The 14,936-nt window shown below is 59.4% G+C and carries 13 protein-coding genes; 12 read left to right on the top strand and 1 reads right to left on the bottom strand.

Annotated features, from left to right (window positions below):
- Positions 1 to 244: 244 nt before the first annotated feature.
- The 11 genes from PV407_RS08075 (at position 245) to PV407_RS08025 (ending at position 12,897) form a co-directional block, all read left to right on the top strand.
- On the top strand, positions 245 to 1,213 hold the full coding sequence (locus PV407_RS08075) for a Gfo/Idh/MocA family oxidoreductase (protein ID WP_332089400.1): 969 nt from the start codon (positions 245 to 247) through the stop codon (positions 1,211 to 1,213).
- Positions 1,214 to 1,423: 210 nt separating this feature from the next.
- Positions 1,424 to 2,260: an HpcH/HpaI aldolase family protein gene (locus PV407_RS08070; RefSeq protein ID WP_332089399.1), complete on the top strand. Its 837-nt coding sequence runs from the start codon at positions 1,424 to 1,426 to the stop codon at positions 2,258 to 2,260.
- Entirely contained in the window at positions 2,257 to 3,045 is a 789-nt protein-coding gene (locus tag PV407_RS08065; protein ID WP_332089398.1) for an SDR family NAD(P)-dependent oxidoreductase, read from the top strand. Before PV407_RS08070 ends, PV407_RS08065 begins: the two co-directional genes overlap by 4 nt.
- A gap of 22 nt (positions 3,046 to 3,067) precedes the next feature.
- Positions 3,068 to 3,838 carry an SDR family oxidoreductase gene (locus PV407_RS08060; protein ID WP_332089397.1) on the top strand — a complete coding sequence of 257 codons (771 nt, stop codon included), beginning with the start codon at positions 3,068 to 3,070 and terminating at the stop codon, positions 3,836 to 3,838.
- Between the two features lie 13 nt (positions 3,839 to 3,851).
- On the top strand, positions 3,852 to 4,799 hold the full coding sequence (locus tag PV407_RS08055) for an aldo/keto reductase (RefSeq protein ID WP_332089396.1): 948 nt from the start codon (positions 3,852 to 3,854) through the stop codon (positions 4,797 to 4,799).
- Positions 4,800 to 4,878: 79 nt separating this feature from the next.
- Positions 4,879 to 7,188, top strand: a complete 2,310-nt coding sequence (locus PV407_RS08050; protein WP_332089395.1) for a helix-turn-helix domain-containing protein — start codon at positions 4,879 to 4,881, stop codon at positions 7,186 to 7,188.
- 163 nt (positions 7,189 to 7,351) lie between these two features.
- Positions 7,352 to 8,233, top strand: coding sequence for a carbohydrate ABC transporter permease (locus tag PV407_RS08045; RefSeq protein ID WP_332089394.1), 882 nt, complete (start codon positions 7,352 to 7,354; stop codon positions 8,231 to 8,233).
- Between the two features lie 13 nt (positions 8,234 to 8,246).
- The gene (locus PV407_RS08040; RefSeq protein WP_332089393.1) at positions 8,247 to 9,074 is read left to right on the top strand and encodes a carbohydrate ABC transporter permease; all 828 of its coding nucleotides are present in this window, start codon (positions 8,247 to 8,249) and stop codon (positions 9,072 to 9,074) included.
- A 46-nt stretch (positions 9,075 to 9,120) separates the two neighbouring features.
- Positions 9,121 to 10,275 carry an N-acetylglucosamine-6-phosphate deacetylase gene (locus tag PV407_RS08035; RefSeq protein WP_332089392.1) on the top strand — a complete coding sequence of 385 codons (1,155 nt, stop codon included), beginning with the start codon at positions 9,121 to 9,123 and terminating at the stop codon, positions 10,273 to 10,275.
- A 195-nt stretch (positions 10,276 to 10,470) separates the two neighbouring features.
- The gene (locus PV407_RS08030; protein ID WP_332089391.1) at positions 10,471 to 11,913 is read left to right on the top strand and encodes an ABC transporter substrate-binding protein; all 1,443 of its coding nucleotides are present in this window, start codon (positions 10,471 to 10,473) and stop codon (positions 11,911 to 11,913) included.
- A gap of 192 nt (positions 11,914 to 12,105) precedes the next feature.
- A complete protein-coding gene (locus PV407_RS08025; protein ID WP_332089390.1) occupies positions 12,106 to 12,897 on the top strand; it encodes an IclR family transcriptional regulator in 792 nt (263 codons plus the stop codon).
- 105 nt (positions 12,898 to 13,002) lie between these two features.
- On the opposite strand, the gene mnmA is transcribed toward PV407_RS08025, so the two are convergent.
- Positions 13,003 to 14,094: a tRNA 2-thiouridine(34) synthase MnmA gene (gene mnmA, locus PV407_RS08020; RefSeq protein ID WP_332089389.1), complete on the bottom strand. Its 1,092-nt coding sequence runs from the start codon at positions 14,092 to 14,094 to the stop codon at positions 13,003 to 13,005.
- Between the two features lie 420 nt (positions 14,095 to 14,514).
- Between mnmA and cymR the strand changes: the two genes are divergently transcribed.
- A complete protein-coding gene (gene cymR / locus PV407_RS08015) occupies positions 14,515 to 14,934 on the top strand; it encodes a cysteine metabolism transcriptional regulator CymR (RefSeq protein WP_332089388.1) in 420 nt (139 codons plus the stop codon).
- Positions 14,935 to 14,936: the final 2 nt, after the last annotated feature.

The following is a 14,936-nucleotide window of genomic DNA, read 5'->3' as shown; positions in this document are numbered from 1 at the left end:
CTTATTGGAATTGGCGTAGATGAACCCGGAACCGACCCGGCCGCGAGCAGGCCGGCAGCCGCTGTCCGTGCCGTTTTTTAGCCGAAGGAAGATGAATTGAAGATTTACAGCACCGGCAAACTCATATATAATGAAAGCGTAATTATAAGATACAATGTCTCATAATAAGAGACAATATTTGTGCGGGAGATGGGAAACCGGCATGACAGAGCTGGGAACAGACGGTACACGCAAGGGAAATCCTTTGGTAAAGCAAGGCGCCATCCGTCTTGCCATGCTTGGCATGGTGGACGGCAACGGTCATCCGTATTCGTGGAGCGCCATATTTAACGGCTACGATCCCGAAGCGATGAAGCTTTGTCCGTATGCGGCCATTCCGGCTTATTTGAACAAGGAGCCGGCGGATAAGTTCGGAATCCGGGGAGCGAGCGTGACGCATATTTGGACCGACGATCCCGACGATGCGATCCGGGTATCCCGCGCGTCGCTCGTGCCGAACGTCGTTGCCCGGCCCGAGGACGTAATCGGCGAGGTGGACGCGGTCGTCATCGCGACCGACAAAGGCCACGAGCATGTCGAGCGGTGCCGTCCGTTCGTGGAGGCGGGCATTCCCGTCTTCGTCGACAAGCCTCTCGTCGACAACGAGGCGGATCTGCTCGTATTCGCCGATTGGGTGCAGCAGGGCAAAGCGATTATGTCCTCCAGCTGCATGCGCTACAGCAAGGAGTTCATGCCGTATCGGATTTCGACGTCAAGCCTGGGCGAGATTCGTTTCGCGTCGATTACGACCCCGAAGTCGTGGGAGCGGTACGGCATACATGCGCTGGAAAGTATTTACCCGATATTCGGCCCCGGCTTCGTTTCCGTACGCAATACGGGAAGCGCGGAGCGGAACGTCGTGCATTTGAAGCATCGCTCGGGCGCGGACATCGTCGCGGCCGCCTCGTCCGACATGTACGGCGCGTTCGGCCTGCTTCAGCTGTGCGGCACGGCCGGCCACGCTTTCGTTCAAAATCAGGATACGTTCTATTCGTTTAAAGCGCAGCTGCAAGCCTTCATCGATTATTTGCGCACCGGCGAGCGGCCTTTTCCGTGGGAGGAGACGGTCGAACTGATGAAGCTGGTCATCGCCGGCATCCGCAGCCGCGAAGAAGGCGGCCGGGAAGTCGCGCTGTGCGAGATCGCTCCGGCGCTCGCGTCTGGCGGCGAATAGCGCGAGCCGGCGAACGACCGGGGGAATAGTGCTCGAAAGAGCGCTATTCGGGCGCAGGACGGCGCGTCACGGGCGATATAGTGTTCGAAATAACGCTATCGCCGCCGCATCGACCGGCCCCGCGCGCCTCCCCCGCCGCCCCAAGCCGCGCCGAGCCGAACGCGCAAAGCCGAAAACCGCTTCACAACCAACATAAGGGAGGACGACAACTTGTCGGAGACGTACGCGATGCGCCCGAGCCGGGTGCTGCGCAAGCTGAGAAAGGGCGAAGTCGCCTATGTGACGAAGTTGAATTTGGGAGACGCCCGCGCGGCCGAAATCGCGGCGATGAGCGGGTTCGACTGCATCTGGACCGACATGGAGCACGTGCCGAACGACTGGTCCGCCGTCGAGAAGCAAATTCTCGCGGCCAAGGCGCACGGCGTCGACACGGTCGTCCGCGTCGCCCGCGGCAGCTACAGCGATTTGGTGCGGCCGCTCGAGATGGATGCGACGGCCGTCATGATCCCGCACATTATGAACGCGGCCGACGCCAAAACCGTCATCCGCGGCACGAAGTTTTACCCGCTCGGCATGAGACCGGTCGACGGCGGCAACGCCGACGGCGCCTACTGCGGCATCGAGATGGCCGATTACTTGGCGCAGGCGAACGCGGAGCGGTTCAACATTTTGCAAATCGAGGACGTCGAACCGCTCGACGAGCTGGAGCAAATTATCGCCCTGCCCGGAATGGACATGATCTTCTTCGGCCCCGGCGACTTCAGCCAGTCGATCGGCGCCCCCGGCCGGATGGACCATCCGCTGATCGCCGAGACGCGCAGACGGATCGCGGAGCTTGCCGTGAAGCACGGCAAATACGCCGGCACCGTAGGGTCGACCGGCAACGCGGAAGAGCTGATCGCCATGGGCTACCGGTTCATCAGCGTCGGAGCGGACGTCGTAGGGCTGACCCAATATTTCCGCGGCATCGTCGGCGAGCTGCATAAACGGGACGCGGCGCGCATAAATGGCGTGTATGCGGACCGGAAGGAAGAGGTGTCGCCATGATCCGCAACGTCATGGAATCGTTTTCGCTGCAAGGCAAGGTGGCGCTCGTCACCGGCGGGGCCGGCCTGTACGGCCGGCAAATCGCGATCGCCCTCGCCCAGGCCGGCGCCGAGACCCATATGACGACGCGCAGCGGCGAGAAGCTGGCGGAGCTGGAGCGCAGCTTCGCGGACGAAGGCGTCGCCGTTACCGCGCTCCGCTTCGACCAGGAGCGGGAGGAGTCGGTCGACGAGCTGCGCGACCGGATCATGGCCGAGCACGGACGGATCGACATTCTCGTCAACAACGCGGTCGCCCGGACGATGAGCTCCTGGAACGACCCGCTGGAGACGTTCGACCGGAGCATGCGCATTAACGCCACGGGCTTGTTCGCCGTGACGCGCGCGTTCGGGGACATCATGGCGGAGCGGGGCGGCGGCTCGATCATCAACGTCGGCTCGATCCAGGGCATGGTCGGCGCCGACGGGGCGCTTTACAAAGATATGGGCTTTCACGGCTTCGTGCCGGACTACTTTTTCCATAAAGGCGGCATGCTCAACTTCACCCGCTTCGTCGCCAGCTACTACGGCCCGAAAAACGTCCGCTGCAACTGCGTAAGTCCGGGCGGACTCGCGTCGCATCGGACGCCGCCGGCGTTTATCGAACGGTATTCCGAGCGCACGATGCTCGGACGAATGGCCGGCGACACCGATCTGATGGGCAGCATCGTCTTTCTCGCCTCCGACGCCTCCGCTTATGTCACGGGAGCGAACTTGGCGGTGGACGGCGGCTATACGGCGAAATAAAGCAGCGAGGAGGCTTGTGCCCATGTTTGCGAACATGTTCGGCTTACAGCATAAAACCGCCGTCATTACCGGCGGCAACGGATATTTGGGCGGCGCCGCCGCGCGCGCGATGGCCGATTTCGGCGCGAACGTGGTCGTCGCCGACCTGAACGTCCGGCAGTACGACAGCGAGCGCATGCTCGCGATCGCCTGCGACGTATCCGACACCGGCTCGATCCGCCGCATGCTGCAGGAAGCGGCCGCCGCGTTCGGCGATATCCATATTTTGGTCAACTGCGCCACGTATGGGGCCGGTTACGGGCCGCTCGGCACCGTCGAGCGGATGAGCGACGAAGACTGGCACAAAGGGCTGGACGGAGCGGTCGGCACCGTTTTCCGGTGCACAAGGGAAGCGGTGCCTTATTTGGAGGCGGCGGGCGGCGGCAGCATCGTCAACTTCGCTTCCATGTACGGCATCGTTTCGCCCGATCCGTCCATATACGGAGACAGCGGCGCGAACAACCCGGCCAATTACGGCGCCGGCAAAGCCGCCGTCCTTCAACTGACCCGCTACTGCGCGGCTCATTTGGCGGCGAAGCGGATTCGCGTCAACAGCGTGACGCCGGGGCCGTTTCCGAATCCGCATACGCAGCAAAACGAACCGTTTCTGGAAAAGCTGGGTCGAAAAACGATGCTCGGCAGGCCCGGCAAAGCGGAAGAAATCGCCGGCGCGGTCGTTTTTCTCGCATCCGATGCGTCCAGCTACATGACAGGCTCGAATATCGTCGTCGACGGCGGCTGGACGGCCTGGTAAAAGGAGAATGCATATGCAAACGCATCATCAAGACGGCACCGCCGTTCCGTCCAAACTGACGCTCGGCACGGTCCAGCTCGGCATGCCGTACGGCATCCATAACCGGTCCGGCATGCCGTCGGAGGAGAGCAGCTTCGAGCTGCTGCGGCTCGCCGTGGAAGGCGGGATCGCGTCGTTCGACACGGCGGCCGCATACGGGCAATCCGAATCGATATTGGGGCGTTTTTTTCAGGGCGCCGGTCCCGCAAGCCCGATCATTACGACGAAAGTACATCTGAAGCCGGAGCCGGGCGCAAGCCGCGAACGGATCGAGCGGCAAATGCGGGAATGCGTCGAAGGGTCGCTGGAGCGGCTGCGGATGACGAAAATTCCGATTTTGATGCTGCACAATACGGACGTGATGGAGGCGTTCGGTCCGCACGTCACCGACGCGTTTCGATCGCTGCTGAAGGAAGGGCTGATCGGGCGAGCGGGCATCTCGGTTTCGCATAACGTTCCGGACGAATACCGGATATTGTGGCCGTATTTGCAGGACGACACGTACGAGGCGGTGCAAATTCCGCTGAACGTGCTCGACCACCGGCCGCTGAACAACGGCTGTCTCGACATGCTGGCGAGACGGGGAACGACCGTGTTCGTCCGCAGCGTCTTTTTGCAAGGATTGCTGTACATGAGCGACGAGGAGCTTCCGCCCAAGCTGGCGTCGGCGGCCGGGCTTCTGAACAGGCTGCGCCGCATCGCGGATTCGTACGCGGTTCCGCTCGCCCAGCTCGCCGTCTCGTTCGTCCGCGACCTGGAAGGCGTCGACAGCCTCGTCATCGGCGCGGAGACGAAGGAGCAGGTGCGGGACAACATCGCGCTCGCGGAAGGACCGCCGATTCCGGAGACGATGCGGGAGGAGCTGCGGACCGCGTTCCGCGACGTGCCGGAGACGATCGTGACCCCGAGCAGGTGGAAATAAGGAAGGGCCGATTCCGGCGAATCCGGGCGCTTCCTCCAAGCAGTAGGCTCAGCGAACGAACCGAGAGGGGGAATGCCCGATGAACGCGTCTCGCAACCCGATTCGCCGTTTTCACGATTTGACGCTCGCGAAAAAAATGTGGATTTCCGTCGCCATCGTCTCGCTGCTGACGTTGAGCACGTTCGCCGTCCTGTCGTCGACCCAGATCAAGATGCTCATCGCGGGGCGGGAAGGAAACGTCATGGTGCAGCAGATCGGCTATTATACGAGCAGCATCGACCATTATTTCCAAAACATTCAAAAGTCGGCGCAAGGACTGCTGTACAGCCCGGACATCCAGAAACGATTCGCCGGCGACATATCCCGGCTGACCGGCGAGGAGCGCATTCGCGCGTACAACGAGGTGTACGACCAGCTTCACCGGATGTGGGACAATGTGTACGGCATCGACGCGATCTATTTGATCGACCGGCATCAAAACGTGTTCAACATCAGCGTTCTGGACGCGAACATGCCGTCCTTCCTGACGGGCGAGGAGTTCGCGAAGCAGGGCTGGTACGACCGGCTCGGCATATCGGACGGCTCTACCTATTGGTCGTTCGTCAAGTGGAGCGAGCGGAAAGCGTCGATCATGATGTTCAGCGCCATGTACGACAAGACCGACTTGTCGCTGCTCGGCCATCTCGTCGTCTCGATTTCGCCGGGCGTGTTCGACGGCTTTCTGTCGACCGTCGGCCTCGGAGAAGGGACGAACAGCATCGTCGATTCGGCGGGAATCGCCTACACGTCCGGGGTCGGGATCGGGGCCGGTTCCCCCGTCGACGTATCCGCCTTGACCGGCAGCAAAGGCCACACGCTCGTCCAGCGGAACGGCGAGCCCTATATGGTCGCCTACGTCAAGCAGGAGCTGACCGGCTGGACGTTCGTGCATTCGGTGCCGCGGCGCATCGTGCTCAAAGAGCTGAACGAGGTCAATTCGCTGTGGCTGTTTTTCCTGTTCGTATCCATTTTGCTCATGACGGTCGTCTCCGGCTTCCTGCTGCGGACGATTACGACGCCGCTGCGCCGGATGGTGAAGCTCGTCCGGGAAGTCGAGCGCGGCAAGCTGACCGGCCGGTTCCACGTGCGGCACCAGGATGAGCTCGGCACCCTCGGACATGCGTTCAATTTGATGCTCGACAAGCTGCAGGAAGGGATTCCGCTCATTCGCGAAAAATGGATCCGCCTGCTGCTCGAGGGCGGCGTCGGCGAGGAGGAGCAGCGCGAGTACGAGCGCAAGCTCGGCATTCGTTTCGACGGACCGGCGTTCCAGGTCGTCCTGCTTTACGTGCGGGACGAGACGGATGAAAGCGGGCTGAGGGCGGCCGAAACGGCCGTTCGCGAGCTGGAGCTTGCGGGAGGCGTCATAACGGATACGCTGGCGGCGAACCAGTTTTGCCTGATTTTCAACCGTCCCCAGGAGGAGGCGCTCGCTCTGCTGGAGACGCTGACGGACGGGCTGCGCGACGAGCGGGGCGTCGCCTCGTACGCCTTCGTCGGGAACAGCTACGACGACATCCATTTCGTCAAAAATTCGTTCGAGGAAGCGAAGACGCTGCTCAAATACCGGGTCGGCGAACGGATGGACGACGAGCCGCTCGTCTGTTTCACCGGCGGTTCGTGGGAGCGGCAATATCCGGAATCGTACGAGAAGCGGATGATGTACTATATGGACGAAGCCGATTTCGACATGTGCGCGAACGTGATGGAGGAACTGATCGCCGAAACGCGAACGAAGCCGATCGCCCCGCATGTCATGCATACGTTCCTCGCATCGCTGTACAATCATCTGAACAAGCAGCTCATCCGATTCGGCGAGGACGGCTTGGACGCGGATTGGCTCGGAAAATTGAACAGCAGGCTGTCGCTCGAGCCGTTCGAGAAAAACGGGCGCGATTGGATCGCCCTGCTGCGCAAGCGGCTCGCGCCGCTCGTCCGCAATCGGGTCGTGCTGAGCCCCCATATCGCCAAGGCGGTGCAAACGATCCGGGAGCAGTACGACAACCCGAATCTCGGCGTCGATTACGCGGCGCGGCAGCTCGGCTTGAATACGAACTATTTCAGCCAGCTGTTCAAAAAAGAAGTCGGAATCGGCTTCGCCGAATATGTAAGCGGTTTACGCATGGAGCACGCGCAGCGGCTGCTGATCGAAACGCCGCTCAAAATCAAAGAGGTGGCCGAAAAAACCGGCTTCGGCGATCCCCACTACTTCGGCGTCTGGTTCAAGGACAATACCGGACTGACGCCCTCGCAATTCCGCAAAAGCGGCGGCCGCGGCGACGACCGGACGGTCCGCTCGCCGTTCACGTCCGAACGACTGCCTTTCGGCGCCGGCGAAACGGCCGATTGACGGCGCCGTTTGCGGCGACGGTCCAATCCGCCCTCCCGGCCGCCCGATATGAGGAATCCCACTCATTTCTGACGATTTTCACCTACCGCCCTTCCGGCCGGCATGCTACGTTGATAAGGCGACGGACGTTCGTCGCAAGCGATTGCCAAACGGGAGGGCGAACATGGAAAAACAATGGAGCTTGAAGCTTCGGCGCGAACTGAGCGGCTGGCTGTTCGTTTTGCCGATGCTGCTATTTTTCGTCGCATTTGTCGTATATCCGATTTTGTCGTCGGTCTGGAGCAGCCTGTACGCGTTCGATTACGCCGGCTATACGTTCGCGGGACTGGACAATTACAAGCAGCTGCTGGGCGATTCGCTGTTTTGGAAGGCGGTATGGAACACCCTCGTCTTCGTCCTGTATCTCGTGCCGTCGATTACGGTAATCGCGCTGCTGCTTGCGGCCGTCATACACCGGTATCCGCGCAGCATGCAGTCGTTTTTCAAGGCCGCCTTTTACATTCCGGGCGTCACGTCGATCGTCAGTCTGGCGATGGTATGGGAGTACATGTACAACAACCAGTTCGGGCTCGGCAACTATTTGCTGAAAACGCTCGGGCTGCAGCCCGTCAATTTTCTCGGCACCGGTCTCGCCTATTCGTCGCTGTCGCTCATCCTGGTCACGATCTCGCTCGGCGCTTCGCTCGTCGTCTTCTCCGCGGCGCTCGGCGGCATTCCCCGCGATTTGTACGAATCGGCGTCTTTGGACGGAGCCGCGCCCGTCCGGCAGTTTTGGAGCATCACGCTTCCGATGCTGAAGCCGTCGATATTGTACGTCGTCGTTACTTCGACGATCGGCGCGTTTCAGGTGTTCGCGATCATTTTGCTCATGACCGGGGGAGGACCGGCGTACAAAACGACGACGATTTTGATGCTCATTTACCGGGAAGCGTTCATCAACATGAATTTCGGCATCGCGAACGCCATGGGGATGCTGCTGTGCCTGCTCATTTGCACGATCGCGTTCCTTCAGTTCAAGCTGCTGAAATCCGACGTGGAATATTGAGGGGGACGGGCGCATGCTGAAAAAAATACCGACGATCGTCGGAAACGTCGCGTTATGGGCGGGGACGCTCTTTTTTCTGTGGCCGATTTACTGGATGCTGACCGGATCGTTCAAGCAGCTCAAGGTCGCGCTGCAAATTCCGCCGGAATGGTTTCCGCGGCAGCCGACGCTGGAAAACTTCCGCATTCTCGCCTTCGATTTTCCGCTGTTCCGCTGGCTGTACAACAGCATGTTCATTTCGGTCACGGCGACCGTGCTCGTCATCGCGGTCAGCTCGCTGGCGGCTTACGCGTTCGCCAAAGTGCCGTTCAAAGGGTCGCGGCCGCTGTTCGCGCTGATGATCGCGTCGATGTCGATTCCGCATACGGTGCTGCTTATTCCGCTGTTCCAGATGATGAACAAGCTGGGCTTGAACAATACGCTGTGGGGCGTGCTGCTGCCGCTCGTCGGCTGGCCGTTCGGGGTGTTTTTGCTGAGGCAGTTCATGTCGACGCTGCCGGGGGCGCTCATCGAAGCTGCCAAAATCGACGGCTGCGGCGAATGGCAGACGTTTTTCCGGATCATGCTGCCGCTGGCCAAGCCGGGCATCGCCGTTCTCGGCATATTCACGTTCGTCAATTCGTGGAACGATTACGTCTGGCAGGTCGTCATGCTGAAGGACAAGTTGACGTATACGCTGCCCGTCGGGGTGAAAATCGCCCGGCAGGTGCAGGAGGTCGACATCAATTACGGCGTGGCGATGGCCGGCGCGCTGTGCGCCACGTTGCCCGTGCTTCTCGTCTTTTTGCTGTTTCAGCGCTTTTTCACGCAAGGCATTACGTTCGGGGCGTTGAAAGGTTAAGTCTCCGTATCGTTTCACTGAATTACGAATCGAGGAGGTACGCCGGATGAGCGAAAGCCGGTTTCAAGCGATAGTAAACGCGAAGCTGATTACCCCGCGCGCGATCGTGGACGACGGCATCGTCGTGATCGAGGGCGAACGAATCGCCGACTGCGGGCCGAAGCGGACGGTGGCGATTCCCGAAGGCGCGGCGATCATCGACGCCGGGGGCCGATACGTCGGTCCGGGCTTTATCGACATCCATTGCCACGGCGGCGGCGGCCACTGGTCGTGGGAAGAGCCGAACGCGTTCGCGCTCGCCCATCTCCGGCACGGAACGACGGGCATTTTGCCGACGCTCGTCTACAATCAGAGCCGCGAGGAGATGCTGGCCGGGGTGCGGACCGTTTTGGAGGCGCGAGACGGACCGTACGGCCCGGCGATGCTCGGCATCCATATGGAAGGTCCCTTCATCAACGGAAAATACGGCGCGGTCACATCGCCCATCCGGCCGGTCGACCCCGACGAATACGGGGAGCTGCTCGCGCTCGCCGGCGATTTTATCAAAGTATGGACGTTCGCCCCGGAGCTGCCGGGACAAGCCGAATTCGCCGAAGCCGTCTCCAAGTACGGCATCGCCTTGTCCGTCGGCCATTCCGAAGCCGACGCGGAGACGATTTTTTCGTTCGTCCGACAGGGTCTGCGGATCGGCTGCCACTGCACGAACGCCTCGGGAACGACGCCGTCGCCTTCGCGATACGGCGGAACGAGGGAGGTCGGCGTCGACGAAGCGGTGCTCGTCCACGACGACATTTACGCGGAAGTGATTCCGGACGCGCTCGGCATCCACGTTCGGCCGCTGATGTGCAGGCTGATCCACAAGACGAAAGGGACGGACAAAGTCATTATTATAACCGACGCGATCGACGAAGCCGGGCTGCCCGCCGTTCCCGGCGACCCGTACGAAGACGTGCGGTTTATCGAAGGAGTCGGCTTGTCCGGCAGCAAGCTGACGATGGATCGGGCCGTCCGCAACATGATGCGGCACGCCGGCGTCGGCATCGTCGACGCCTTCGCGATGGCTTCGCTGAACCCGGCCAAAGCGCTGAACCTGGACCGCGAAATGGGAAGCCTCGAAAAAGGCAAGCTGGCCAACCTCGTCGTCGTGAACGAGTCGATCGAGGTCGAACGCGTGCTGCTGCGAGGCGAGCCGGTCGACTGAACCGCCGGTCGATATGCACGGCTTTCGGTTCATTTCGTCGGATCGGGGACCGTTCCGACCGATTCAACCGAAACCTTACGAATTTCACCTACCTGGCCGCAGCCATGTCGTGGTACTTTGGCATCAGTTCCCGAAGCACCTTGCAGCGAAACGGCGCAATAGGGAAACGACGAATACACAGGAAGGGGTTTGCGGATGACAATCAGGATGAAAAGCGGCATGCGGAACGGGTTTCATTGGAAGCGCTCGCTCGTCCTGCCGCTCGCGCTCGCGATGTCCGTATTCGCGTACGGATGCGGCTCCGGTTCGGGAAGCGGCTCGGCGACGGACGGCAAGGAGCCGGCACCCAGCGGACAAGGGCAGACGGTGAGCGAGAAGGACGAGAAGGCGGAGCTGACGCTGTGGATGACGCAAACCGGCACGCTCAAAGCGGGGCAAAAGCCGGGAGAATGGGTCAAGGAAGATTTGGTGCCCGAATGGAACAAGCTGTATCCGAACATCAAGATTAACGTCGAAATCATTCCGTTCGACGGCATCAACGAAAAAATTACGACGGCGATCGCTTCCGGCACGGCGCCGAACCTGCTGTTCGATACGCCGGTCCGTACGCTCGCCTACGCGCAGATGGGAGCGCTCGCAACGCTGAACGACGTCATCCCGGCCCCGGATTTGGAGCAGATCAAAAAAAATCCGGACGTCATGAAAATGGTATCCGTAGGCGGCAATATCGTCACGATGCCGTACTCGGCTACCGTCTCGGCGCTTATTTTGAACAAATCGCTGTGGAAGGAAGCCGGCGCAGAACATTTGCTGCCGAAGGACGAGTACCGTACGTGGACGCCGGACGAATTCAAGGCCGCGCTGAAGGCGGTTGCAAACAAAGACAAGGGCGTCTACGGCATGACCTTGTTCGCGCTGAACGAACAGGGCGACCAGCTGTACAACAATACGATGGTCGCTTTCGGGGCGAAACTGTTCAACGACGATTATTCCAAATATACGGCGGGCGACAGCCCGGCCGCCGAGCAAGCGCTGGCATTCTACAATTCGCTCGCCGCCGAAGGGCTCGTCCATCCGCATCCGGAGACGATCTCCGCCGTCAACGCGCTCGATTACTGGAAGCAGCGCAAAAACGGCATGATCGTGGCGGGAACGTCGCATGCGGATTTGGTCAAAAACGGGCTGAAGGACGGCTCCGTCACAGGACCGCACGAGTATATGTACGTCAACTATCCGTCTCCGACGAAAGGCCGGTCGGCGCTCAAAATGGAATTCGGCTTCGGCGTCGTATTCAAAAACAAAGACGCCTTGAAAGAAAAATGGGCGAAAAAGTTTTTGTACTGGTCGCAAACGCAAAACCAAATCTATTCGGAGGCGACGAAGGCGTTCAACCCGTTCGGCAACGCGCCGGGCTGGACGAAGGACGACCCGGAGCTGCAATTTTTGTTCAAGCTGACGACAAAAGCGAAAGATTGGCCGGTCGTCGATCCGGGCTGGGGCATTAAAGGCTATCCGGAAATGCGCGCCGCCATGTTCCCGGAAATGCAGCGCATGTTCATCAAGGAAGCGACTCCGAAGCAAACGATCGACAACATCTCGAAAAAGTTCAACGACATTATCAAGAAGTACAACAAGTAAACGTTGTCCTTAGCGGAAGCGAAGCGGATCGACCGCCTGTCTGAACGGACTCGCGGATCGGTCCGTTTTACGCGATAAAGCGCTTTTCGATTGCACTGTTCTTTTGCGGCTTTTGTTTGTATAATAAAACGTAACACGATAAGAGACCGCGGATTTGATAGACGACCGTTAAGCCGAGGAGATTCGATTCCGATGGAACAAACGAAAAAAACGAAAGATTCGCCTTACTTCATGATTCAGTCCGTGGACCGGACGCTGATGATTTTGCAATGCTTTATCGACGAGCGCCGGCCGCTCGGCGTCAGCGAGGTGGCCCGCAAGCTGAAGCTGAACAAAAGCGTCGTGCACCGGCTGATGCTGACGCTGCTTTCCCACGGCTACCTCGAGCAGATGAAAAATACCGACAAATATATGGTCGGCCCGAAGGCGTTCGAGCTCGGCTCCGTCTTCACCAATTCGACCAACCTGGTGGACGAAGGCAAAAAAATATTGATCGAGCTCGTCGACCGGATCGGCTTTACGGCGCATCTGGCCATTTTGGAGAAAGACTCGGTGCTGTACCTCGTCAACATCGAGCCCGATCACCTGAAATATTTGTTCGGCGCCGTCGGACAGCGGCGACCGGTGTACAACACGGCGCTCGGCAAATGCCTCACCGCCTGGCTGCCGGAAGACGAAGTGCGAACCGTTATGGCGAACTGTACGTTCGAGAAAATGACGGACAATACGATCGCGTCGCTCGAGGCGTTTCTCGAGGAGCTGGCGCAAGTGCGCCAGGTCGGCTTCGCCGTCGACAACGAAGAGAGCAGCTTCGGCGTCCGCTGCTTCGCCGCGCCGATTCGCAACAAGGACGGCGACGTCGTCGCCGCGATCAGCGTCAGCGGGTACGGCGTCGCGGCGGAGAAGATGAACGAATTGGGCATTACGGTCAAAAGCCTCGCTTCGCAATTGTCGCGCCGAATCGGCTACTTCGCCAATCCTTGAACCCGCGACCGTCCGCTTCCGGCTTTACGGAAGCCCGTTTACGCGAAAAAAACGCGAACGATCCTTGGTGTCCAGGCGCCGTCAGGAGGCGTTCGCGTTTTCGGTTCAAAACGTCTTGTCGATGATCGCTCCGCCGAGGCATGTTTCCCCGTTATAGAACACGACCGCTTGACCCGGCGTCACCGCTTTTTGCGGCTTGTCGAAGACGACCTCGCAGCGGCCTTCGCCCATGAATCGGACCGTAACTCCTTGATCGGGCTGACGGTAGCGGAATTTGGCCGTGCAGACGAGCGGCTCCTCCGGCAGCGCAGGGGCGATCCAGTTCAGATCGGTCGCCAGCAAGCCGGAAGAATAAAGGCGCGGATCGGTTTCGCCCTGTACGACGTACAGGATGTTGCGATCCAAATCTTTGCCGGCGACGAACCACGGCTCCCCGGTGCCCGAGCCTCCGATGCCGAGCCCTTGGCGCTGCCCGAGCGTGTAGTACATAAGGCCGTCGTGACGCCCCTTCAGCTCGCCCTCGTACGTCCGTATGTCCCCGGGCTTCGCCGGCAAATATTGGCCGAGAAATTCCTTGAAATTCCGTTCGCCGATAAAGCAGACGCCGGTGCTGTCTTTTTTGGTCGCCGTGGCGAGTCCGGCTTCGAGGGCGATTTTGCGCACCTCCGACTTCGGCAGGTGGCCGATCGGGAACATCGCCTTGGACAGCTGCTCCTGATTCAGCGCATTCAGGAAATACGTCTGATCCTTATTCGGATCGACGCCGCGCAGCAGCTCGAAAGCGCCGTTTCGGCGTTCGACTCTCGCGTAATGGCCCGTGGCCAAGTAGTCGGCGCCGAGCGCGAGCGCCTTTTGCAGAAATTCCCCGAACTTGATTTCCCGGTTGCACATGACGTCCGGATTCGGCGTCCGGCCTTTCCGGTACTCGTCCAAAAAATATTGAAACACCTTCTCGGAATATTCCTTCTCGAAATTGACGGTATAAAACGGAATATCGAGCTGGGCGCAAACCCGGCGCACGTCTTCGGCGTCCTCTTCGGCGGTGCAATGGCCGAATTCGTCGGTGTCGTCCCAGTTTTTCATGAAGATGCCGATCACGTCGAACCCTTGCCGCTTGAGCAGCAGCGCGGTGACGGACGAATCTACGCCGCCGGACATGCCGACGACGACTCGCGTATTGGCGTTGTTCGCAGCCATGATGCTGACCTCTTTCGTCTATATAATGGATTTGCATATCGTCGCAAACGGATCGGCGGCGGTCAAACGTTACATGGGGCCGAAAATCGGATATAACGGCGACCCTTGTCCACTTATTTTACCATAAACGGAACAAAACCGCTTTTTCCAGCGAATTGTATACAAAAACGATCGAAATTCAAAACTTTTCATGAAGATGCCACGGTTTACGGATACCATAACCGGACTTTATATGTTAACATATAAATGATATTTGCAACAATATTCAATATTTTTCCAAATATCCGCCTGCGGGCACGTAAACATAGCCGGTCAACTGGCAAAGATAGTAACGAACGAATCAAAAATGGAATTCAGTTTCAACGATCGGCCGATCCGGTCCGGGCCGACGTTTTTCGAAGCTGCGAATGAGGTGTAACGTTGAAAATATCGACCAAAGGCCGTTACGGGCTTACGATCATGATGGAACTGGCCTCGAAGTTCGGTGAAGGGCCTACGTCTTTGAAAAGCATCGCCGAGAAGCATCAGCTTTCCGAGCATTACTTGGAGCAATTGATCGCGCCGCTGCGCAACGCCGGCCTCGTCAAAAGCATCCGGGGCGCTTACGGCGGCTACGTGCTGTCGCGCCAGCCCGAAGACATTACGTCCGGCGACATCATCCGCGTTCTCGAAGGGCCGATCAGTCCGGTCGACTTCACGGACGAGGACGATCCCGCCAAGAGAGACCTGTGGATTCGCATCAAGAACAGTATTGCCGAAGTTCTCGATTCGACTACGCTGGCGGACCTGATTACGTATCAGGACGAAGGCAAAAATGAAAATTACATGTTTTACATTTAACG

The sequence above is a fragment of the Paenibacillus sp. GYB003 genome (assembly GCF_036577625.1).
Taxonomy (GTDB): domain Bacteria; phylum Bacillota; class Bacilli; order Paenibacillales; family NBRC-103111; genus Paenibacillus_AB.
The sequence above is the reverse complement of the archived record's forward strand: the minus strand, read 5'-3'. Positions and strand labels throughout refer to the sequence as shown.

What these genes read in the sequence shown, in the direction of transcription:
- PV407_RS08065 (WP_332089398.1), top strand. Translation starts at nt 2,257, where the DNA reads ATGATCCGCAACGTCATGGAATCGTTTTCGCTGCAAGGCAAGGTGGCG.
- PV407_RS08060 (WP_332089397.1), top strand. Translation starts at nt 3,068, where the DNA reads ATGTTTGCGAACATGTTCGGCTTACAGCATAAAACCGCCGTCATTACC.
- PV407_RS08055 (WP_332089396.1), top strand. Translation starts at nt 3,852, where the DNA reads ATGCAAACGCATCATCAAGACGGCACCGCCGTTCCGTCCAAACTGACG.
- PV407_RS08050 (WP_332089395.1), top strand. Translation starts at nt 4,879, where the DNA reads ATGAACGCGTCTCGCAACCCGATTCGCCGTTTTCACGATTTGACGCTC.
- PV407_RS08045 (WP_332089394.1), top strand. Translation starts at nt 7,352, where the DNA reads ATGGAAAAACAATGGAGCTTGAAGCTTCGGCGCGAACTGAGCGGCTGG.
- PV407_RS08040 (WP_332089393.1), top strand. Translation starts at nt 8,247, where the DNA reads ATGCTGAAAAAAATACCGACGATCGTCGGAAACGTCGCGTTATGGGCG.
- PV407_RS08035 (WP_332089392.1), top strand. Translation starts at nt 9,121, where the DNA reads ATGAGCGAAAGCCGGTTTCAAGCGATAGTAAACGCGAAGCTGATTACC.
- PV407_RS08030 (WP_332089391.1), top strand. Translation starts at nt 10,471, where the DNA reads ATGACAATCAGGATGAAAAGCGGCATGCGGAACGGGTTTCATTGGAAG.
- PV407_RS08025 (WP_332089390.1), top strand. Translation starts at nt 12,106, where the DNA reads ATGGAACAAACGAAAAAAACGAAAGATTCGCCTTACTTCATGATTCAG.
- mnmA (WP_332089389.1), bottom strand. Translation starts at nt 14,094, where the DNA reads ATGGCTGCGAACAACGCCAATACGCGAGTCGTCGTCGGCATGTCCGGC.